The organism is Undibacterium sp. FT79W, assembly GCF_014284215.1.
Taxonomy (GTDB): domain Bacteria; phylum Pseudomonadota; class Gammaproteobacteria; order Burkholderiales; family Burkholderiaceae_D; genus Undibacterium; species Undibacterium aquatile.
Window position 1 is genome coordinate 100395 of sequence record NZ_JACOGB010000004.1, and the last position, 21595, is coordinate 121989.

Below are 21595 nucleotides of genomic sequence, written 5' to 3' on the forward strand. Positions count from 1 at the left end.
AAGCGTTCCGTGCGGATGCGCTTTGCCGTGCACTATAGGATATTTTGAACTTTTCTGCGCGGGAGCGAAAAAAAGGGCGCTGTTTAGCGCCCTCAACAGGTGAACAATCAGTGTCGTGTGTCTTAAATTCTGCGTAATCAGCAGTTCAGAGCGCCTCATTCATAGCGGCGTGTGTCGTCGATCACTTTGCCATCATTCGGCAGACTGCCTGCCGCTACAAACAGTACCTCGCCACGCAATTTGGTCACATCGCGCAAACTGGCGATGATACTGGCTTGCAGTGCATCACTGCGGTCTGCCGTTTCGCAATGCAAGGTCATGACGTCATTCGCCATTTCGCCGCTGACGACCAAACGCGCTTTTTGCACTTGCGGATGGCGTTTAACAACTTCCGCGATCTGCGACGGATGGACGAACATACCTTTGACCTTGGTGGTCTGATCGGCACGTCCCATCCAGCCTTTGATGCGTTGATTGGTGCGGCCGCATGGCGAAATGCCGGGCAGGATCGCGGACATATCGCCGGTCGCGAAACGTATCAGCGGGTAATCCGGGTTGAACGAAGTCACGACAATTTCACCGACTTCACCTTCAGCGACAGGATCGCCGGTGCCCGGACGCACGATTTCGAGAATGATCTCTTCATCCAGCACCATACCCGGATTGAGCACACCGTCGGTCATCGTTTCATAGGCGATATTGCCGATATCGGCGCTGGCATACATCTGTAAGACATGCGGCACGCCGTGATCTTTCAGCCATTGGCGCAATGAAGGCGGCAAAGCTTCTGCACCGACCAGCGCTTTTTTGATACTGGAAATATCGGCACCGCTATCGGCGGCTTTTTCCAGAATAATTTTTAAAAAACTCGGTGTGCCGATATACGCGTCCGGACGCAGTTCTGCCATTGCCTGCACCTGCATTTCCGTCTGCCCTATACCTGCCGGAATCACGGTGCAGCCGAGCTTGGCCGCGGCGCTTTCGACCATGAATGCCGCCGGGGTGAAATGATAGGAAAAACAATTCTGTATCAGATCACCGTTGCGCAAGCCCGCCGCATACATAGGTCGCGCAAAGCGCCACCAGTCCGGCGATTTTCCTTCAGGGTCAAAAATCGGTCCGGGGGACATAAAAATCCTGGCTAGTCCGCGCGGTGCGGTGGTCGTTAATCCACCGAATGGCAACTGTTGCTGCTGCAAGGTTTTGAGATCTGATTTGCGCGTCACCGGTAACTGCGCGAGCGCTTGCCGAGTGTTGATGTCATTTGCCGGCACATCTTTCAGTATCGTTGCCCATCCTGCGGCAGTCTTTGCCTGTGCAATCAGTAATGGCAGCCGCTGCATCAGCGCCTGCTCGCGGCTGTGCGGGGTGCGGGTTTCCAGCGCGTCCAGATATTCAATCATGACGTTCTCTTCGTAATAGGAAAGGGGAGGCCGATGTTCTGCGATGTTTTACGATATGTTGTTGTGTACGGCTATGCCAGCCAGCGCTTGCGACGACGATAAAATTTCATGTCGCGGAAACTCTTGCGACCGGCACCAGACACACCGAGATAAAATTCTTTGACGTCTTCATTACTGGCGAGATCGCTGGCATCACCTTCCATCACGACGCGACCGTTTTCCAGGATGTAACCGAAGTCGGCATAGCGCAGCGCGATATTGGTGTTTTGTTCGGCCAGTAAGAAAGAAACCTGTTCTTGCTGATTCAGGCTTTTGACGATCTCAAAGATTTCTTCCACCAGTTGCGGCGCAATACCCATCGACGGTTCATCCAGCAAAATCATGCTGGGCTTGGCCATCAACGCCCGGCCTATCGCGCACATCTGCTGTTCGCCACCCGAGGTATAGCCGGCTTGCGAATGGCGGCGTTCACGCAGGCGCGGGAAGTAGTGATAGACCTTTTCCAGTTCTGCTTTCAGGTCAGCCCGGCTGAGCTTGCGTGTGTAGGCGCCTGTCAGCAGATTTTCTTCCACGCTTAAATGGCCGAAACAATGCCGTCCTTCCATCACTTGCGACAGGCCGCGTTTCACCAGTTCGTTCGGCGTCAGATGATCGACACGTTGTCCCTGAAACGTAATGTCGCCCTTGGTGATGTCGCCACGTTCATTTTTCAGCAGAGTGGAAATGGCTTTCAGCGTGGTCGATTTTCCAGCGCCATTCGCACCCAGCAGCGCGACAATTTTTCCTTGTGGTACTTGCAGGGAAATGCCTTTCAATACCAGAATCACGTGATCGTAAATCACTTCGATATTGTTGACGCTGAGATAGGCGGGGTTGTTGATTGCGCTCTCAGACGAAATGGAGTGTATGCTCATAATATGCCTGTATTGACGGTCGGCGTAACAGAGATATCCGTTGCCGGATATCTCCTGATTCAGGAAAAATTACTTTAGACAAGCCGGTGTGATTTTTTTCTCTGCGGCATATTTGTTCGAAGATTCCTCCAGCATCGCCCGGGTCAGCGCTTTATCACCAACAACCCAGTTCGGCGTGATGGCTTTCCACTTGTCGCCAGTCCATTGCTGCACTTTGACGGCACCTGAACCTTCATGGTCTTCACACGAGGTTTTCACCGGTGGGAACATGCCAAGCGCACCGAGGGTTTTCTGACGTGCTTCATCGACATTCAGATTTTCAAAACCCCAGCGAATCTGCTCGGAAGTCATCTGCTTGCCTTTACCGTATTTTTCCTGGGCTTTCAGAATCGCTTCTGACCACAGGATAGCTGCTGTCACACCGCGCATGTGATAGACAGAACCGATACGGGATTTGTCGCTGAGATTGCCTTTGCCTGCCGCATAGACTTTATTGCGCAATTCATCGAGTACAGGATAATTGCCCGGCGTGTTAAAGGTCATCGAGGTGTAGCCTTTTGCAGCATCACCTGCAGGCACTGCGTCTTCCTCTGAGCCTGCCCACCAGACGCCCAGCATTTTTTCACGCGAATAGCCATTACGCTGCGCCGTTTTAATCGCGACCGCATTCATCACGCCCCAGCCCCACAGAATCACATAATCAGGATTGGCCTGACGGATCTGCAACCATTGCGATTGCTGCTCATTGCCCGGATGTGCGACCGGGATTTTGATCAGCTCAAAGCCATATTGTTTTGCCTGCGCTTCCAGTACCGGAATCGGCTCTTTACCAAAAGCAGAATCGTGATACAGATGAACGATTTTTTTCCCTTTGAGTTTATCCAGACCGCCGGATTTATCACCCAGATATTTCGTCATCGCCGCAGCCTGATTCCAGTAGCTGGTGATTAGCGGGAAAATATACGGAAACACTTTGCCGTTAGCCGCATCGGAACGACCATAGCCCAGTGTCGTCATCGGAATTTTATCTTCGGCAACGCGATCCAGAATGCCGTAAGCAATGCCGGTGGACAGCGGCTCGACTAATGATGCGCCGCCCTGGGATTTTTTCAATCGTTCATAACATTCAACGCCGCGCGAGGCATTGTATTCAGTCTCGCACTCTTCCCAGGTAATCTTGACGCCATTGAGTCCGCCTTTGGCATTGATCAGATTGAAGTAATCGATGACGCCGCCATAAAAACCGGAGCCACCCGCCGCATAAGGGCCGACGCGGTATGAGAGCAGTGGAATGTACTGGTCATCTGCCTGTGCGACATTCACTGCACCTATCATTGCCGATGCCAGTAGTATTGATTTCATCAGTTTCATGTTGTCTCCTGTTGGTTGGATGGGTAGAACGACGCCTTCAGCATGGCGCTCTGTATTAATAAAAAACGACGACGGTAAAAACTTAATGAGGGAAAGGCCACAGTCTCAGTTTTTCTTTCGTGATCTGCCACAAACGTGCAAGGCCATGTGGTTCAACAATCAGGAAGAAAATAATCAGTGCGCCGAACACCATCAATTCGAGATTCGATGCGATGTTGGTCGGTAGCGATAAAAAATGGGCAATCAGATTCAGAAACACCGGCAGTAAAACGATAAATGCTGAACCAAGAAAAGAGCCGAGGATAGAGCCGACGCCGCCGATGATGATCATGAACAAGATGCGGAACGACAGATCGAGGTTGTAGGCTTCCGGTTCGACCGTACCCAGATAGGCATACGCATACAGCGCGCCCGCGATGCCGCAGTAAAACGACGACACCGCAAATGCCAGCAGCTTGGTGCGCATCAACCGGAAGCCGATGACTTCCGCTGCCACGTCCATGTCACGCACCGCCATCCACGAACGACCGACATTCGAGCGCACCATATTCTTTGCCAGTAAGGCCATCACGCAGACGATGCCTAATGTCAGCAGATATTTTTTGACTGGTGTGTTGAAGCTCATGCCCATGATCACAATTTCCTGCGCGGTGATCACACCGGAAGAACTGTAATTGGTGAACCATTGAATTTTTGTCAGACACCAGACCACAAAAAACTGCGTTGCCAACGTCGCGGCAGCGAGATAAAAACCACGTATGCGCAAAGACGGCAAACCAAAAGCAATGCCGACCATCGCCGCTGATATGCCGCCGAGTACAAACGCCAGCAAGATCGGAATACCAGGCACACGCAGCATGAAATTGTAGGAAGCAAACGCACCGACTGCCATGAACGCAGCTGAACCCAGCGATAATTGTCCGGCATATCCGGTCAGAATATTCAGGCCCAATGCCGCCAGTGAAAAAATCAGAAACGGAATAAAGATCGCGGAAAAAGCGTAATCAGAGGCGAGCAATGGCACCGCAAAAAAAGCGGCGCATAGCAACAGGGCAACGCCGATTCTGTCCTGACGCAATGGAAATATCTGGTTGTCTGCCTGATAGCTGGTTTTAAATTGTCCTGCTTCACGATAGAACATAGTGCTTCCTTAAGTCTTAATATAAGTCTTAGTATGAATCTTAGTATTTATGCGCCTTCCCAGCCATTTTTGTCCGGTAAGGCAGAATATGATTGGGGTTTGCTCAGAACAAGATTGTTTAAATCCTGCGTATGATTTTTTCGCCAAACAAACCTTCCGGCCTCACCAGCAAAAACAACAATGCCAGCACATACGGGAACCAGCCCTCAATACCGCCACCAACCAGCGGGCCGATATACACTTCCGCCAGCTTTTCCGATGCACCGATAATCAGACCACCGACAATCGCGCCGGGAACCGACGTGAAACCGCCCAGAATCAGCACTGGCAAGGCTTTCAGCGCGACAAACGTCAATGCAAACTGCACCCCATTGCGTGCGCCCCACAGTAAGCCCGCCACCAGCGCAACAAACCCGGCAACTGCCCAGACGATGCCCCAGATTTGTTGCAACGGAATGCCGACCGCCAGCGCGGCCTGATGGTCGTCAGCGACCGCCCGCAGCGCGCGCCCGATTTTTGTTTTGGAAAACAGCAGTGCCAGACCAGTGACGAGAATGGCGCAGATCAGTGCGGCAATCACATCGAACTGCGACACCAGAATATTGAATTTTTCCATCAAAAATTCGATAGGCACGTCTTCGATCGGCAATGTCAGCTTGTGCGGTTGCGAACCCCACAGTAATTGCGCCAGCCCTTCGATGAAAAAAGTCAGACCTATGGTAGCCATGAAGAGCGTGATCTCCGGCTGATTGACCAGTGGCCGCAAGACGATTCTTTCTATTGCCAGACCTAAGACGATCATCACGGCCATCGTCAGCGGTATGGCGACCCACATCGACAGATCAAATTTTTCACTGAGGCCGACGCAGGTCAGGGCGGCAAAAAACACCATCGCTCCTTGCGCGAAATTGAAGACGCCAGAGGCTTTGTAGATCAGCACAAAACCTAGTGCAACCAGTGCATACATCACGCCGGACAGCAAGCCACCGATGAGCACTTCAAAGAAGAAACTGAGATTCATTTTGTTTTCCTCAAGACGGTGGTGTCAGTGTGCAACGCCAAGATAGGCATTGATCACTTCCTGATTTGCCAGCACTTCTGCCGGTGTGCCATCGCCGATTTTTTTACCGTAATCCAGCACGACAACCCGGTCAGAAATATCCATCACGACGCCCATGTCATGTTCGATCAGAACGATGGTGGTGCCGAGCTGATCATTCACATCAAGGATGAAACGGCTCATGTCCTGTTTTTCCTCGACGTTCATGCCTGCCATCGGTTCATCCAGCAATAAAATTTCAGGTTCAGCGGCAAGCGCGCGACCGAGTTCAACCCGTTTTTGCAGACCGTAAGATAAGTGTCCGACTGGTGTTTTGCGGATGTGTTGAATTTCCAGAAAATCGATGATTTCTTCGACCTTTTCACGGTGGGCAATTTCTTCTTTGCGTGCAGGCCCGAGATACAGCGCCTGCATCAGAAAATTACATTTCATTTTCAGATTACGCCCCGTCATGATGTTGTCGAGCACACTCATGCCTTTAAATAAGGCGATGTTCTGAAACGTACGGGCGATGCCGCTTTTGGCGGCTGCATAGGTATTCATATCCTTGCGTTGGCGGCCACGGTAGGTGATCTGCCCTTCCTGTGGCCGGTAGACGCCATTGATCACATTCAGCATCGAGCTTTTACCTGCACCGTTCGGGCCGATAATCGCGCGGATTTCGTGTTCTTTGACGTTGAACGAAATATTTGTCAGCGCTTTGACGCCACCAAACGACAAGGAAATGCCTTGCAAATCAAGAATGACTTCACCGGTTTTTCTGTTATTGGTCATTGCTGTTCCTTATGCCGCATGCTGCTGGGCAGCAAATGTCTTGACATCACTGATGTGCAGATCCGCACTGACAGTACCCTGACGGCCATCTTCAAATTTGACTTGCGTTTCTATGTATTGCGAGCGTTTGGCTGAATACAAAGCTTCTATCAGCACCGCATATTTTTCTGCAATAAATTTGCGACGGACTTTGCGTGTGCGGGTCAGCTCATCGTCGTCAGGGTCAAGTTCTTTATGCAGGATCAGGAAGCGATGTATCTGTGTACCTGCCATCAGCGTTTCATTGGCCAGATCGGCATTCACTTTTTCTATGCACGACATGATGAGCTGATACGTCTCGGCTTTTGCGGCCAGATCGGTGTAACCGGAATACGCGATGCCGCGTCGTTCTGACCAGTTACCTACGGCTTCCATATCAATGTTAATGAAGGTGCAGACATGGTTTCTGTCATGACCGAAGGCAACGACTTCTTTAATGAAAGGGAAGAATTTGAGTTTGTTTTCGATGTAGTTCGGCGCAAAGATATCGCCGTTGGTGAGCTTGCCGACATCTGCTGCGCGGTCGATGATTTTCAGATGTCCTTCGGTGTCAAAAATGCCGGCATCACCGGTATGGAAATAGCCCTGTTCATCGATGACTTCGGCGGTGGCATCCGGCCGTTTGTAGTAACCGGTCAGCATGGCACTCGATTTCACCAGCACTTCACCATTGTCTGCCAGCGTCACTTCCACGCCGGGTGCAGCCTGACCGACGCTGTCAAATTTGATGTTGCCATCCGGTTGCAGGCAAACGTAGGCACAGGTTTCGGTCGAGCCATACAACTGCTTCAGATTGATGCCGATAGAGCGATAGAAACGGAACAGATCAGGGCCAATCGCGGCACCAGCGGTATAAGCGACCCTGACGCGGGATAAACCGAGTACATTTTTCAGCGGCCCGTAAATCAGAAATTCGCCGATGCGGTAATTGAGTCTGGCTAACGCAGAAACCGGTTTGCCGTCGAGAATGTCGGAGCCATATTGGCGGGCGATTTCCATGTAATACTGAAACAGATGTTGTTTGACAGCGCCTGCATCTTCCATGCGTATCATGACGGTGGTCAGCATGTTTTCAAACACGCGTGGCGGTGCAAAATAATACGTAGGGCCGACTTCACGCAGATCGGTCAGCACGGTTTCGCTGGATTCCGGGCAGTTCACAGTAAAGCCGGTGACCAGCGCCTGCGCAAATGAAAACAAGTGATCGCCGACCCATGCCATCGGCAGATAGGAAAGTATATCTTCGTCGGCACTCAGGTGATCAAAGCCTGCACCGCCGACAGCAGCGGTCATGAATGAGCGATGACTCTGGCATACGCCTTTCGGCTTACCGGTGGTGCCTGAGGTGTACAGCATGACGGCAGTGTCTTCTGGCTGACCGAGTTCGATCTGATGCATGAAAAATTCAGGGTGGGTACGGTCATACATGCGCCCGGCTTCTTGCAAGGCGGCGTAAGAACTCAGTTCGGGCTGGTGGTAATGCCGCATGCCGCGTTCATCTTCAAAGCAGATGTGTTGTATGCCCGCATATTGTTGTTTGATGTCGAGTAATTTATCGACCTGTTCCTGATCTTCGACAATCGCAAAAACGATCTCGGCATTCTCAAGTACATACGCCATATCGGCAGCCGGCGCGTCCTGATACAAGGGCACAGGGATACCACCGAGACATTGCGCTGCCATCATCGCCCAGTAAAGACGCGGCCGGTTGTCGCCGATAATCGCGAGGTTCATGCCGCGCTGAAACCCTTGTGCCGCCAGACCGCAGGCGAGCGCGCGCACTTCGTCGTTGACCTGTTGCCAGTTCCAGGTTTGCCAGATGCCCAGATCTTTTTCACGGAACGCCGGATGTTGCGGGCGCGTTTTTCCGTGTTCCAGCAATAATCTCGGGAACGTTGTGTTCTCTGTCTTTGTCATGTCTCCACCACCAGCCTTATTTGTATTGGCCTGTCTGGTCAGCTGTACGATACTTTGATCGTTTAAGCAGCCAGTATGATTGCTACTTTTTTTTATGAGTTTCTGCACTACGTCTTACATCAGACTTACTGCAGGTGTTATCTGCGGCTATTGAAACTGTCTGGCATTGTCGATACCGGTCTGCGTATAGCAATCAACGGTGTTTAAGTGGCTCGATTGCATGTCAGCTCGCTTACAATGTCTCCATCAGGACTGACGTCATTTATTCCAGCAAGTCAGTGTGCAGTGTGGCAACGCGCTGGACGATTCTGCGTCAGTTCTGAATAATTTTTTGTTGATCAGATACTAGTTATTTGTACCCGCTGCGGCTGTCGTTTAACTGACAATCTGACGGAATGAACCAACTTTCGGTGGTGCGTTGCACAAATATGGCGAATATAAAAAGTGAACTGAAACAAGGCTTGGCAAAGACAATGTGGGCGCACATGCTGGCGCCGGATCATGTGCAAAAAGTCGAGGATGAGATCATCGAGCGCTTTATCCCGGCCGGTGGTTATGTTTGCCGCAAAGGCGATCCTGTCGATCATTGGATGGGGGTGCTCGATGGCTTTCTGAAAATGAGCAGTATTTCGCCGGAAGGAAAAACGGTCACCTTCAGTTGTATGCTGGCGGGCGGCTGGTTCGGCGAGGGTTCCTTATTAAAAACTGAACCGCGCCGTTACGACGTCGTTGCGCTGCGTGATACCCGCGTCGCGTATATGCCGCGCAGCACCTTTACTTTTTTGCTGGATAACAGTATTCCATTCAATCGCTTTCTCTTGCATCAGTTGAACGAACGGCTGGGCTTGTTTATTTCTTTGGTGGAATATGATCGCATGCTTGATCCGGACACCCGCGTCGCACGTTGTCTCGCAGCGATGTTCAATCCCTATCTGAATCCCGGCAGCAGTATGCAATTGCAGATATCGCAGGAGGAGATTGGCTATATTTCCAGCGTGTCGCGGCAACGAGCGAATCAGGCTTTGCAACTGCTCGAAAAGAAGCAATTGCTGTCCGTTGATTATGGCGGCATCACGATTTTGAATCTGGAAGGTTTGCGGCGTTATCCTGAACCGGTGGTCGCATGAAGACCTTGGCGATAGTCGGTGCGGGTAAAGTCGGTCAGGTATTTGGCCGCTGTTTTCAGCAGCAGACCGTGTTTTCGGTCACGCAGATATTGAACCGTACACTTACCAGCGCCCAGGCTGCCCGGACGTTTATCGGTGCCGGTGCTGCACTTGCCAACTGGCAGGAGTTAATCGCAGCAGATGTGTGGATGCTGGCGGTCGGTGATGATCATATTTCTGAGGTCTGTACTGCCTTATGCGAACGAGGACTGATCAATGAACATACCATCGTGTTTCATTGCAGCGGCTCTAAGGCATCCACAGAACTCGCAGCGGCGGCTGCATCAGGTGCTGCGGTTGCCAGTGTGCATCCGGTGCGTAGTTTTGCAGACCCGCAAGCAGTGGCGGAGCATTTTTCTGGAACCATATGCAGTCTCGAAGGCGATCGCCGGGCGCTTGCTGTGTTGCTGCCGGCGATGCAGGCCATCGGCGCACAGACGGTTGAGATCAGCGCTGAATCAAAATTGTTGTATCACGCAGGCTCTGTGTTTGCCAGCAATTATCTGGTGAGTCTGATGGACGTTGCCTTGCGCGCTTATCAGTCGGCAGGGATTCCATCTGAACTGGCGCTGGCCATGGCTGCACCGTTGGCGAGACAATCGCTGGAGAATGTCTTCACGCTGGGATCAGCCGCAGCACTGACCGGGCCGATCGCGCGCGGTGATATGACAACGGTCAGCAGGCAGCAGGCGATTGTGGCGCAGTGGGATCCGGCTGCGGGAGATTTATATCAGGCATTCGTTACTCCCACTGTCGAATTAGCGGCCCGCAAACATCATTCAGAGAAATAGACGCTGTTACGCCCGTTGGCTTTTGCCTGATACAAAGCCTGATCCGCACGCTCAAATACACTATCCTCGGTTTCATTGCTGCGGCATTCTGCAACGCCCATACTGACAGTGACGCCGAGTCGTGTGCGGGTGAGGTCGGTGGTGCGCGAAAAATCATTGTTCTCAATGGTACTGCGCAGGTTTTCTGCGATTGAGGTTGCTTTTTCGAGTGTGCAGTTTTTCAGCAGAATAAGAAATTCCTCGCCGCCCCAGCGACAGAGAACATCGCTCTCGCGTAAGGAACGTTTCGCGATGGCGGCGATTTCTTTGAGCACGTGATCACCGACCAGATGCCCGTGTTTATCGTTCACCTTTTTGAAAAAATCAATATCCAGCAAAATTGCACACATAGGTTGGCGTGTGCGCTCGGCGTCGAGCAGGCTTTGCTGAAAGACGAAATCAAATGCATGACGGTTCAGCAGATTCGTCAGTGAGTCCGTTGACGCCGATTTTTCCAGACGTTTCTGGTAGCGACGCACTGTGAGCAGAACCATGACCATGATCAGAATGGTGATGGTGGCGCTGATGCCAAGATTCAGCAGGAACACATTCTGAATCGGCCTGATACCAGAGTTCGCCTCTTGCTCCACCAGCAAATGCCAGCCCAATTCCGGAATATAGCGCGAGTTGACCAGCACAGTTCCATTGTCGCCCTGATATTCCAGATGCATGGATTCACTTTGGCGATTCGCCAGAATTTTCTCGGAGATACTCTGGATGCCGCTGATCGTCTGGATGTTGTCGCCTCGTTTACTGAAATTACTTCCGGTCAGAGTGACTTTGCCTTTCTGATCAGCGAAGTAAATCTGGCGATCAAAGCGTTTTTGATAGCTGTCAATCAGATGTTTCAGCGTATTCAGCGTCAGCCCTATACCGGTTGCGCCGATGAATTGACCCTGATAGTCAAGAATCCGGTAATTGACGAAGATCGTGACTGCGTCGTGATTGGCGAGATCCAGATCGACATTGGTTTCGTAGGCGGATTTGAGATTTCTTACACGAAAAAACCAGGTGTCACGCGGTTCGCCTTCTTTGATTTGCTTTAATAAGCCGTCAGCATGGTAGTAGTTGCGGGATTTATCTGAAATCAGAAAACTGGATATCGCTTTATTCTTGAGTTTGATTTCTTTCAGATATTTCGTGATTTTTTCCTGCTCTTCTTCACCGTTGATGATCCAGTCGCGAACAAACGTGTCATGTGCCATTTGCGAAGAAACGAAAACCGGTCGCAGTATGTCTTTTTGTATCTCAGAATAAACATTGTCTCCGGTGATAGGCAGTGTTTGTTCCGAAATTCCTTGTTGTATCGTATCGCGCGAGACGATATATCCGGCAACGGTGGTGAAGACAAAACCGGCAATCAGAAATAGAGATAGCCATACCAGCAGACCGTATTTTTTTAACATGTTTTTCATGGACTGTAGACGGAGCGAATGCATTAAGTTTGGGCAAGATCATACTATAAACCCATGCTATTTCGGTCGGATATGCGCCGGAAATTACTTTCCATGTGGAAATGTTGACGAAAAAAATGCCGCATTTAGCGGCATTTTGTATTCAAGCAACGGTATTTAGCGATTTTTGCTGACTGTCAGACGGTTTAAGGACGAGGTGTCAGGGAAACGTGCAAGCGCAGACGTGAACCAGGATCATATGGCATGACTGAGGTGTAAGTCCGACCGTTGTACTCATAAGTGACGGCATAACCATTCGTGCGGGTTTGCCAGCTATCGACGGTTCTGCATTGACGAACCGGACGGCTCTCGTAACCTTGCTGACCATTGTTGCCATTGTCCATACGGTCGCCAACCAGAGCACCAGTAATTGCCCCCGCTGCAGCAGCAGCGATCTTACCGTTGCCGCCACCAACCTGACTACCGAGCAGACCGCCGGCAATACCGCCGATAATGCCGCCAGAGTTGCTGCGTTCTTGTGGACGTTGATAAGTTTCGTATTCAGTCCGGCAATCCTGACGTGGCATGTTGATCTGTTCAACTTGCGGTGTGACGTTAACGACGCGTGCATAATCCTCAAAATCAGCTGCCTGCGCAATGGAACCGGCGCTGGTGATCGCCAGCAAAGCAGCGGCAGTGGAGAGTTGTTTCAGTGTGAATGTCATATATACCTCGATGCAAGTGATCATCAGTTCAGTTTAGTCCCCATTTAACGCATCAGGTTCCGATAAGGACGACAAGAAAGATGTAAATCTATGTTTCAGCCATGTTTCTGAACATTGCGTACAGATTCCAACACAGGTTGTCAGATCGCGCATAACGATACTGGCCGCAAAAATATTGCTGGAATGTCGATTAAATATCCTTGTTTTTACCGTCGCTGGGTTCGCCTGCACTATGTTTTAATGCGCGTATTGTGGCAGTGACGCCATTTATTAGTTGGTGGTTTTGATGATGGCAGTGGGTCATCTCTTATAAAAAGGAATTCGCATGATGGTAACGCCAAAACTCAGTGCTTCAGTATATGCATCGTATATCGTTGTGGCTGTCAGTTTATTTTTAGTGTTGAAAGCGGGCTTGTTACTGGCTTTATTTTCCGGATTGCTGGTGTATTCACTGGTACATATGCTGACGCCGATGATTGCGCAGAGGTTCAGTCATCGCCAGCCGCGCATGATTGCGGTCGCATTATTGTCCGCGATATTAATCGTCAGTTTGCTGTTGGCAACCTGGGGGTGCCATGTGTTTTTACGCAGTGATGCCGGAAATTTGCATAATTTGCTGCAAAGACTGGCAGATATTCTGGAATCGTCACGCAGTCAGGTACCGCTGTGGATGAGCGCCAATATTCCCGAAGACGTTGATGCGCTGCAGACGATGATTACACATTGGTTGCGTGAGCACGCGGGGGAGGCAAAATTGCTGGTGCCGGAAGCTGGTCATCTGATCGTGCATTTATTGCTCGGGATGATCATCGGCAGCATGGTGGCTTTGCGCGATGCCAGTGGTGATAGCAATCACAAACCGTTTGCTGCCGCGTTACATCAACGTATTGCCGCCTTTGCGCAGATATTTCATAAAATTGTCTTCGCACAATTCAAAATTTCGCTGATTAATACGGTATTAACCGCGATTTATCTGCTCGTCATTCTTCCTTTGGCCGGCGTGCATCTGCCGCTGACCAAAACTATGATTGCGATTACCTTTCTGGCTGGTCTGATTCCGGTCGCTGGCAATATCATTTCTAACTCTGTGATCGTGATTGTTGCGTTATCGCACTCATTGAATATGGCAATGGCTTCATTGGTCTTCATGATCGTAATTCACAAAGCGGAATATTTCCTGAATGCGCGCATCATAGGAGAGCAAGTCAATGCGCGGGCCTGGGAGCTATTGACTGCCATCTTGGTAATGGAAACCCTGTTCGGTGTGCCGGGTGTTGTCGCCGCGCCAGTGTTTTATGCGTATCTGAAGAAGGAATTGAGTGATCGCGGCTTAGTCTGATTTTGCCCCGTTTGGTGCCATAATAGGATTCTGCAACAGACACTTCAGACATTTCATTGTAAATAAAGAGCTAAACATGATTCTCGAACTTGCCGACATCCGCATTCACCCAGGACAACAAGAACAATTTGATGCCGCCATTCAGCGTGGGCTGGATGAAGTTATTTCCCGGGCCAAAGGGTTCAGCGGTTTTAAAGTGAATAAGGGGATAGAGTCCCCTGAACGCTATGTCCTGATGATTTTTTGGGAAACACTGGAAAATCACACGGTAGATTTCCGCGAATCTCCGGCCTTTTTGCAATGGCGCTCTATCGTTGGTCCGTTTTTTGCGGCGCCACCAACTGTTGAGCATTTCAGCCTGCTGACAAAATCATCCTGAATTCCGTAGGGATATTCCCTGGCTTGACTTGATTCTCTGCGTTTCACCCCAAGCTAAGATAGTCTTAAAAAGTCGGCACGCTCCCCAGATATTTGCGAAAGCTGCCGGCGACTCAGGCAGCTTATCAAAAAGGTCACTATGGTTCCGCATCTTGTCACGGCTCTCAACGGGCCACTGCACGATCTCGAAAAGAAAATTCTGGAGGCAACGCCCGCCATCGAACGTTGGTTCCGTCTGGAGTGGCAGGAACATACGCCGCCATTTTACTGTTCCGTCGATTTACGCAATGCGGGATTCAAATTAGCCCCTGTCGATACCAATTTATTTCCGGGTGGATTTAATAATCTGGCAACAGAAATGCTGCCATTGTCAGTGCAGGCAGCAATGGCGGCGATAGAAAAATATTGTCCCGATGCCAAAAACCTGTTGCTGATCCCGGAAAGTCATACACGCAATACCTTTTATTTGCAAAACATCGCCCGCCTGATGCAGATATTCCGTCAGACTGGTCTGAACGTGCGCCTCGGTTCTTTATCTGCAGATATTACCGAGCCGACGCCGATTGATCTGCCGGATGGCAGTCAGCTGATACTCGAGCCGCTGGAGCGCTCTGAAAATGGGCGCCGTCTGGTGCTGAAAAATTTTGATCCGTGCACCATCGTTCTGAATAACGATTTGTCGGCGGGAATACCGGCGATACTCGAAGAGCTCAATGAGCAAACCCTGTTGCCGCCGCTGCACGCGGGCTGGTCTATGCGCCGCAAGAGCAATCATTTTTCATCGTATGATGAAGTCGTGAAAAAATTTGCCAAACTGGTCGATATTGATCCGTGGATGCTCAATCCGTTTTTCACCAAAGTGAATGGGATTAATTTTCACGATGGCACAGGCGAAGACGCGCTGGTTGCCGCAGTCGATACGATACTTGCAAAAATTCGCAAGAAATATAAAGAGTACGGCATCAAGGAAAAACCGTTCGTGATCGTCAAGGCAGATGCCGGAACCTATGGCATGGGCATCATGACCGTGCATCATTCCGACGAAGTCCGCGAGTTGAATCGCAAACAGCGCAATAAAATGTCCGTCATTAAAGATGGCATAGCCGTCACTGATGTGATTGTGCAAGAAGGTGTGTACACCTTTGAGCAGATCAAAGATTCCGTCGCTGAACCGGTCGTCTATATGATCGATCGCTATGTTGTCGGTGGCTTTTACCGTGTGAATGAAGAGCGTGGCATCGATGAAAATCTGAACGCACCGGGGATGCAGTTTGTGCCGCTGGCTTTTGCCCAGCAACATGCGGTGCCAGACATGAAAGCAAAACCGGGGACGGCAGCACCGAATCGTTTTTACATGTATGGTGTGGTGGCGCGGCTGGCATTGCTGGCGGCATCACTGGAACTGGAAAAAACGGATCCTGATCCTGAAATCTATTAATTGGCCTGCCGGCTTGTCGCCGGTGCGCCGTCATTTTCTTTAAAAATTGCCATGAAAATCGCCTTTCTGACTGACCCGCTGTCGCAGTTCAAGACTTATAAAGATTCCACTTTTGCGATGATGCGCGAGGCAGTCAGGCGAGGTTACACGGTGTATGCGTTTGGCCCGGCAGATATGGCGCTGGAAGGTGGCAAAGTCATTGCCAGCATCAGCAAGATTACGCTGACTGGTGACAGCGAAGACTGGCATCGCGCCGAAGCGCCACAGGCATTGCCGCTAAGTGCTTTCGATGCGGTATTGCAGCGTAAAGACCCGCCGTTTGATATGGAATATATCTACGCGACCTATTTGCTGGAGCTGGCAGAACAACAGGGCGCACGCGTCTTCAACAAACCGGCAGCGATACGCAATCACAATGAAAAACTGAGCATTGCGCAGTTCAGCCAGTTCACTGCGCCGACGCTGGTGACCCGCGATGAGCAGCGTATCCGCGCGTTTCACCACGAACATCAGGACATCATTCTGAAGCCGCTCGATGGCATGGGCGGCGCCGGTATTTTCCGGATTCGTGCCGATGGCATGAACCTGGGTTCCGTGATCGAAACGCTGACGCTCAATGGCAGCCGCACCATCATGATCCAGCGCTATATTCCCGAGATCGTCAATGGTGACAAACGTATTCTGCTCATCGGTGGCAAGGTCGTGCCATATGCGCTGGCGCGGATTCCGCAAAACGGCGAAGTGCGTGGCAATCTGGCGGCGGGCGGTGTTGGCGTGGCGCAGGAATTGTCGGCGCGCGATCTTGAGATTGCGCAGACTTTGGCGCCGCAGCTTTATCAAAGAGGCTTGTTGCTGGTAGGATTAGACGTGATTGGCGATTGCCTGACCGAAGTCAATGTGACCAGCCCGACCTGTTTCCAGGAAATTACGCAGCAAAAAGGCGTGGATGTGGCCGCGATGTTTATTGATGCGCTTGAAACAGCCGTTTCAGGGCGTTAATATACTCCCCGGGGTATGTCGTAACCCCCTAATGAAATCAAGGAGAGTAAGTGCAAATTGGCACATACTCCCTCTATTTTGAGAAATTATGGTTGGAATACTGTTGATGACCCACGCGCCGCTAGGCTCGGCATTTATCCAGGCTGCAGCCCATGTTTTTCGCGGTATGCCGGAGCGCCTGGAAGCGATCGATGTGATTGCCGATCAGAACACCGATGACGTGCACCGTCTGGCGCGGGAAGCGGTACAACGACTCAATGACGGCTCCGGCGTGCTGGTGATGACCGATATCATGGGTGGAACACCATCCAATTGCTGCCGCCAGCTGGGCGAACCCGATCAGGTTGCCACCATTGCCGGTATCAGCTTGCCGATGTTGTTGCGGGCGATTACTTACCGTAATGACGCGCTCGATGTGGTCGTGGAAATGGCACTCGCGGGCGGTCAGAATGGCGCGCTGCGGATTGATAACCGTATCCGGCTGTCACCGAATTAATCAAAGAGTTGAAAGTAGAGCATGATCCAACAAGAAATTGAAATTGTGAACAAACTTGGTCTGCATGCGCGCGCATCGGCCAAATTTACGCAACTGGCCAGTAAATTCAAAAGTGAAGTCTGGGTGACACGCAATGGTCGCCGTGTGAATGGCAAGTCGATCATGGGCGTGATGATGCTGGCGGCGGGTAAGGGCAGCAAAATCATGCTGGAAACCGATGGTGCCGATGAGCAGGAATGCTTTGATGCCATCGTCAATCTCGTCAATGATAAGTTTGGTGAAGGCGAGTAATGAGTTTTTCCGCGCAGACCATGTGAAGTGTTCCAGGTGCGATGGTTCTGCAGTGTTGTATCCGTTTGCTCATTTTCCTGAAGGCAGGTGAGTAAAGACAATTAAGAACATGGGGCACGAGGCATGGCATCATTTACATTGCAAGGCATCCCTGTTTCACGCGGTATCGCGATAGGTCGCGCGCATTTATTGCGTCCGGCTGCGCTGGATGTGAAGCATTATCTGGTTGCGCAGGAATTAGTCGAAGCAGAAGTGCTGCGCCTGCAAAACGCAATTGCGCAAGTCCACGTTGAATTGCAGGCGATCTGGGCTGACCTGCCGCAGGATGCACCGACCGAGCTCGGCGCTTTTCTGGATGTACACGCTCTCATTTTGTCCGATCCCATGGTATCGGAAGCCCCGCTCGATATTATCCGTACCCGTCATTACAACGCCGAATGGGCGCTCGTGACTCAGGTCGATGAGCTGTCGGCGCAGTTCGATGAAATCGAAGACGATTATCTGCGCGAACGCAAAGCCGATATTCAGCAAGTTGCCGAGCGGGTGTTGAAAGTGCTGACCGGCTCCTCCAGTCAGGTTCCTTCTTCCGATGGGATAGATGAGCGCACCGCCAACATGGTCGTAGTCGCCAGAGATATTTCTCCGGCAGATATGATGCAGTTCCGCGACGTCGCTTTTACCGGGTTTGTCACCGATGAAGGCGGGCAAAATTCACACACCGCAATCGTGTCGCGCAGTCTTGGTATTCCTGCCGTGGTCGGGATGGGGAATGCTTCGCAACTGATAGAACAGGATGACTGGCTGATCATTGACAGTGATGCTGGTGTGGTTATCGTTGCGCCGCCGACGATGGTGCTGGAACAATATCGTGAACGTCAGGCGCTGCTGCTCAAACAAAGAAAAAAACTCTCCAAACTCAAAAAAACCCCAGCGGTGACGCAGGATGGCGTTGAAATTACCTTGCTGGCAAATATCGAATTGCCGGGCGACGCTACACCTGCGCTTGAGGCTGGCGCCAGTGGTGTTGGCCTGTTCCGTTCTGAATTCCTGTTTATGGAGCGCAGCGGCGAACAGCATCAGTTACCGAGCGAAGAAGAGCAGTTTGACGCTTATCGTAAGGCGGTACTTGGGATGAAAGGCCGTCCTGTCACCATCCGCACTTTAGACGTGGGTGCTGACAAACCACTGGAAGCGGCTGAACACAATATTCTCAACCCTGCCTTAGGTTTGCGGGCAATACGCTATTGTCTGGCCGAGCCGCAACTGTTTCTGACGCAATTGCGGGCAATCTTGCGTGCGTCTGCATTTGGGCCGGTCAAAATTCTGATTCCCATGATGGCGCATGGATTTGAAATCGAGCAGACCTTGCAACTGATCGCGCAGGCCAAGAAAGAACTGACGGCAGAAAAGAAAGAATTTGATGCGGGCATACCGATAGGCGCGATGATAGAAATTCCCGCTGCTGCGCTGGCGCTGCCGATGTTTGTGAAAAAGCTCGACTTCTTATCTATCGGCACGAATGACCTGATCCAGTACACGCTGGCAATTGATCGTGCCGATCACGAAGTTGCACACTTATACGATGATTTACATCCGGCGATTTTGCAGTTATTGCAGATCATCGTCAGTACGGCAGAAAAAGCCGGGATTCCTTTGTCGATTTGTGGCGGTATGGCAGGCGATTTGCGCCTGACCCGCTTATTGGTCGGCATGGGGTTCCGGGAGTTATCTATGCCAGCGGCGTTGTTACCTGAGATTAAACAGGCGATTCTGAATACCCGGTTTGACACCTTGCAACCATATGTGAAAAAGATTTTGCGCAGCTATGATTCTGCGGTGATACAGGAAACGCTGGGTAATATGGAAGCGCTTGGCAAAACGCTGCATTGAATCCGGCACAGGTTTGACGATGAGGCTGGAGTTCGTTATCCTTGCCAACTTAGATGCAATTAGATACAGGCGCCGATTTGAAAATCAGCTTGCGGGCGCGGTCTGGACAATTTCCGGACAATAAATACGGCTAAAGCGAGCTTGAATGCAGCTTTCCTTCCTTCACATTCAGCCCTTCTTTTAGCCTTCCTTAGTTTTTGAACGAGAATTTTCTCGATGGAAGAGTGTATGTCAGCCTTACCAGGATCCGTTGGTGCCGTGACACCACAGGCGTTTCACTTTGAGGCGCCGTTGCCTTTACAAAGTGGTGCATCAATTGCCGGATACACCTTGATGGTGGAAACCTATGGCAGCTTAAATGCAGATAAATCAAATGCCGTACTTATTTGTCATGCCTTGAATGCATCTCATCATGTCGCAGGTTACTACGCCGACCAGCCCAAGAATATAGGGTGGTGGGACAACATGGTCGGCCCCGGCAAACCGGTAGATACCAACCGTTTTTTTGTGATCGGCGTCAATAATCTTGGTTCCTGTTTTGGCTCCACCGGCCCCATGCATACGAACCCCGCCACGGGCAAACCTTATGGCGCTGATTTTCCGGTGGTCACCGTAGAGGACTGGGTCAACGCGCAGGCACGTCTGGCAGATGTTCTGGGGATACAGCAATTCGCTGCAGTCATGGGCGGCTCGCTTGGTGGTATGCAGGCACTGGCTTGGAGTATTTTGTACCCGGATCGTTTGCAGAACTGCGTGGTAATCGCATCGACGCCAAAACTGTCGGCGCAGAATATCGCGTTTAACGATGTGGCGCGACAGGCGATACTGACTGATCCGGATTTCCACGGCGGTGATTTCTATGCGCATGGCGTCGTTCCGCGCCGTGGCTTAAGAGTGGCGCGCATGATAGGTCATATCACCTATTTGTCGGATGATGATATGGCCGAAAAATTCGGACGTGATCTAAAGTCGGATGATTACCAGTTTGGCTACGGCGTCGATTTTGAAATTGAATCTTATCTCCGCTATCAGGGCGATAAATTTTCAGATTACTTTGATGCCAATACGTATTTGCTAATCACCAAAGCGCTGGATTATTTTGATCCGGCCCGCCATACCGATGGCGATCTGACCAAAGCGCTGGCGACAACCAAAGCGCAGTTTTTACTGGCCTCATTCACTACCGACTGGCGTTTTTCGCCTGAGCGCAGCCGTGAAATTGTGAAAGCCTTAATCAGTAACAAACGCACCGTCAGCTACGCTGAAATTGATGCGCCTCACGGACACGATGCATTCCTGCTGGACGACTCCCGTTATCTGAATCTGGTTGCGGCGTATTTCGATCGCATTGCGACAGAACTGAAAGGAGTGTCAGCATGAATTTTTCAGAATTAAATCAATTACGTCCCGATCTGGCTTTTATTGCCGACTGGATTCAGCCGCAGTCACAAGTATTGGACGTGGGTTGCGGTGATGGCGTCATGCTTGATTATCTGCAAACCGACAAGCAATGCAGTGGCTACGGCATAGAAATCGCGGACGACAAAACACTTGCCTGCGCGAAACGTCATATTAATGTGATACAGCAAGACATGGAAAATGGTCTGGGCATGTTTGATGACAATGCTTTTGACACCGTGTTGTGCTTATCGTCATTACAGATGATGAAGCATGTGGAACCTTTGTTGCGTGACATTGCCCGCGTCGGTCGTGAAGCCATCGTCTCTTTTCCGAATTTTGGTTATTGGCCGCATCGCACCGCATTATTGCTGGGGAAAATGCCGGTATCGAAATCCTTGCCGTATCAGTGGTATGACACGCCGAATGTCCGTTGTGCAACGATTTATGATTTCGCCGATCTTGCCAATGAAGTCGGTCTGGAAGTCATGCAATGTGTTGCTCTGCATGAAGGCCAGCCAGTGAATTTTTTACCTAACTTGCGTGGCAGTCTGGCAGTGTTCCGGTTGCGTAAGCGTCAAGCTTAGTGTTTAAGAGATCGATTCGGGCAAATAGCGATTTTTATTGCGGTA

20 protein-coding genes are annotated in these 21595 nt (G+C 50.9%); 11 read left to right on the forward strand and 9 right to left on the reverse strand.

Translation table 11 applies throughout. From position 1 onward, the window contains the following. Positions 1–155 precede the first annotated feature (155 nt). From H8K38_RS08070 to H8K38_RS08100, 7 genes are all read right to left on the reverse strand, one after another. A complete protein-coding gene (locus H8K38_RS08070; RefSeq protein ID WP_186884308.1) occupies positions 156–1403 on the reverse strand; it encodes a phenylacetate--CoA ligase family protein in 1248 nt (415 codons plus the stop codon). Positions 1404–1474: 71 nt separating this feature from the next. Then, complete coding sequence (locus H8K38_RS08075) at positions 1475–2317, reverse strand: ABC transporter ATP-binding protein (RefSeq protein WP_186884309.1); 843 nt, start codon at positions 2315–2317, stop codon at positions 1475–1477. A gap of 69 nt (positions 2318–2386) precedes the next feature. Then, positions 2387–3688 carry an ABC transporter substrate-binding protein gene (locus H8K38_RS08080; protein WP_186884310.1) on the reverse strand — a complete coding sequence of 434 codons (1302 nt, stop codon included), beginning with the start codon at positions 3686–3688 and terminating at the stop codon, positions 2387–2389. Positions 3689–3770: 82 nt separating this feature from the next. Then, positions 3771–4829 carry a branched-chain amino acid ABC transporter permease gene (locus H8K38_RS08085; RefSeq protein ID WP_186884311.1) on the reverse strand — a complete coding sequence of 353 codons (1059 nt, stop codon included), beginning with the start codon at positions 4827–4829 and terminating at the stop codon, positions 3771–3773. A gap of 118 nt (positions 4830–4947) precedes the next feature. Continuing rightward, positions 4948–5850: a branched-chain amino acid ABC transporter permease gene (locus H8K38_RS08090; protein WP_186884312.1), complete on the reverse strand. Its 903-nt coding sequence runs from the start codon at positions 5848–5850 to the stop codon at positions 4948–4950. A gap of 24 nt (positions 5851–5874) precedes the next feature. After that, positions 5875–6663, reverse strand: coding sequence for an ABC transporter ATP-binding protein (locus H8K38_RS08095; RefSeq protein WP_186884313.1), 789 nt, complete (start codon positions 6661–6663; stop codon positions 5875–5877). Between the two features lie 9 nt (positions 6664–6672). Next, positions 6673–8619: a long-chain fatty acid--CoA ligase gene (locus tag H8K38_RS08100; protein WP_186884314.1), complete on the reverse strand. Its 1947-nt coding sequence runs from the start codon at positions 8617–8619 to the stop codon at positions 6673–6675. Positions 8620–9092: 473 nt separating this feature from the next. Between H8K38_RS08100 and H8K38_RS08105 the strand changes: the two genes are divergently transcribed. Both H8K38_RS08105 and H8K38_RS08110 read left to right on the forward strand, forming a co-directional pair. Beyond that, complete coding sequence (locus H8K38_RS08105) at positions 9093–9746, forward strand: Crp/Fnr family transcriptional regulator (protein ID WP_370527181.1); 654 nt, start codon at positions 9093–9095, stop codon at positions 9744–9746. Then, positions 9743–10576, forward strand: a complete 834-nt coding sequence (locus tag H8K38_RS08110) for a Rossmann-like and DUF2520 domain-containing protein (protein WP_186884315.1) — start codon at positions 9743–9745, stop codon at positions 10574–10576. The genes H8K38_RS08105 and H8K38_RS08110 overlap by 4 nt, the downstream gene beginning before the upstream one ends. Here H8K38_RS08110 and H8K38_RS08115 read toward each other — a convergent pair. Both H8K38_RS08115 and H8K38_RS08120 read right to left on the reverse strand, forming a co-directional pair. After that, entirely contained in the window at positions 10561–12021 is a 1461-nt protein-coding gene (locus tag H8K38_RS08115; RefSeq protein ID WP_255422878.1) for a sensor domain-containing diguanylate cyclase, read from the reverse strand. The genes H8K38_RS08110 and H8K38_RS08115 overlap by 16 nt on opposite strands. Positions 12022–12215: 194 nt before the next feature. Beyond that, a complete protein-coding gene (locus tag H8K38_RS08120; RefSeq protein ID WP_186884317.1) occupies positions 12216–12734 on the reverse strand; it encodes a glycine zipper 2TM domain-containing protein in 519 nt (172 codons plus the stop codon). Between the two features lie 325 nt (positions 12735–13059). Here H8K38_RS08120 and H8K38_RS08125 point away from each other — a divergent pair, with 325 nt between their 5' ends. From H8K38_RS08125 to metW, 9 genes are all read left to right on the forward strand, one after another. Then, entirely contained in the window at positions 13060–14073 is a 1014-nt protein-coding gene (locus H8K38_RS08125; RefSeq protein WP_186884318.1) for an AI-2E family transporter, read from the forward strand. 76 nt (positions 14074–14149) lie between these two features. Continuing rightward, positions 14150–14452: an antibiotic biosynthesis monooxygenase gene (locus tag H8K38_RS08130; RefSeq protein ID WP_186884319.1), complete on the forward strand. Its 303-nt coding sequence runs from the start codon at positions 14150–14152 to the stop codon at positions 14450–14452. A gap of 138 nt (positions 14453–14590) precedes the next feature. Continuing rightward, positions 14591–15889, forward strand: a complete 1299-nt coding sequence (gene gshA / locus H8K38_RS08135; RefSeq protein ID WP_186884320.1) for a glutamate--cysteine ligase — start codon at positions 14591–14593, stop codon at positions 15887–15889. Between the two features lie 51 nt (positions 15890–15940). Next, positions 15941–16888 carry a glutathione synthase gene (gene gshB / locus H8K38_RS08140; protein WP_186884321.1) on the forward strand — a complete coding sequence of 316 codons (948 nt, stop codon included), beginning with the start codon at positions 15941–15943 and terminating at the stop codon, positions 16886–16888. Between the two features lie 88 nt (positions 16889–16976). After that, on the forward strand, positions 16977–17384 hold the full coding sequence (locus H8K38_RS08145) for a PTS sugar transporter subunit IIA (protein WP_186884322.1): 408 nt from the start codon (positions 16977–16979) through the stop codon (positions 17382–17384). Positions 17385–17405: 21 nt separating this feature from the next. Then, the gene (locus H8K38_RS08150; protein WP_186884323.1) at positions 17406–17675 is read left to right on the forward strand and encodes an HPr family phosphocarrier protein; all 270 of its coding nucleotides are present in this window, start codon (positions 17406–17408) and stop codon (positions 17673–17675) included. Between the two features lie 123 nt (positions 17676–17798). After that, complete coding sequence (ptsP, locus tag H8K38_RS08155; RefSeq protein ID WP_186884324.1) at positions 17799–19565, forward strand: phosphoenolpyruvate--protein phosphotransferase; 1767 nt, start codon at positions 17799–17801, stop codon at positions 19563–19565. A gap of 228 nt (positions 19566–19793) precedes the next feature. Beyond that, the gene (locus H8K38_RS08160; protein WP_255422879.1) at positions 19794–20945 is read left to right on the forward strand and encodes a homoserine O-acetyltransferase; all 1152 of its coding nucleotides are present in this window, start codon (positions 19794–19796) and stop codon (positions 20943–20945) included. After that, positions 20942–21550, forward strand: a complete 609-nt coding sequence (gene metW, locus H8K38_RS08165; protein ID WP_186884326.1) for a methionine biosynthesis protein MetW — start codon at positions 20942–20944, stop codon at positions 21548–21550. Before H8K38_RS08160 ends, metW begins: the two co-directional genes overlap by 4 nt. Positions 21551–21595 lie beyond the last annotated feature (45 nt).